At 67.1% G+C, this 683-nt stretch carries 1 protein-coding gene; it reads left to right on the top strand.

The window, feature by feature from the left end:
* Positions 1 to 611: hypothetical protein (locus FB586_RS19540; RefSeq protein WP_168800613.1), on the top strand; the 611-nt coding region annotated here is incomplete at its 5' end.
* Between the last annotated feature and the right edge of the window lie 72 nt (positions 612 to 683).

Genomic DNA, 683 nt, shown 5'->3' with positions numbered 1-683 from the left:
CCCTCGGCAACTACGCGCTAGCCGCAGAGCTGTACGGGAGGGCGGCACGAACTGAGGATCGATCGACCATCCAGTACGCCGAGACACTCATCGCTTGGTGCGACGCGCTCGCCCACCTGGACGACCGGCGCACCTACACCCGCCAGCTGCAACGGTGGATCAACACTGTCCAGCGGAACGGGTTCGACACCGAGTGGGCTGTTCCGAGCATGCTCCGGATCGCGACTACCTGGGCCGAACTGCGCCGGCCCCGCTACGGCGGGGAGATGCTGGGCGTGATTGTCCTCCTCGCGTTGGCCGACACTCCCGACGAGGAAGCCAGGGACTCCGAGCCTGTCCCTGCGGAGGCCGACTCGGCCTCCTCTGACGAAACGGCCTGGCGACCGGGCGTGGCTATGTGGGTGGTCGCATCCCAACTGGAGCGGCAACGATCCGCAGGCCTGGTATTCGCCGCTACGGAGTCCGCGATGGAGAAGCAGCTCCGAGACGTCCTTGGCGCAGGCGCCGCCGACCAAGTGCTGCAACTGGTCCGCGAGCTTATGGACGGGATCGCAGCATCCGACGCCCCTGAACGCCCTGAGGACCACAAGAGTTCGGACGACCCGGGTTGAGTCAGCCGCACTTGCGTTCGGACGTCGGCAGTGCTCAACGCCGCCGAGACGGGGGACCCGTCTAGGCATCCC

Origin of the sequence: Cellulomonas telluris (assembly GCF_004886325.1) — a bacterium.
In the GTDB taxonomy this organism is placed as follows: domain Bacteria; phylum Actinomycetota; class Actinomycetes; order Actinomycetales; family Cellulomonadaceae; genus Cellulomonas; species Cellulomonas telluris.
Note: the sequence above shows the minus strand (reverse complement) of the source record. Positions and strands in the feature narration are given on the sequence as shown.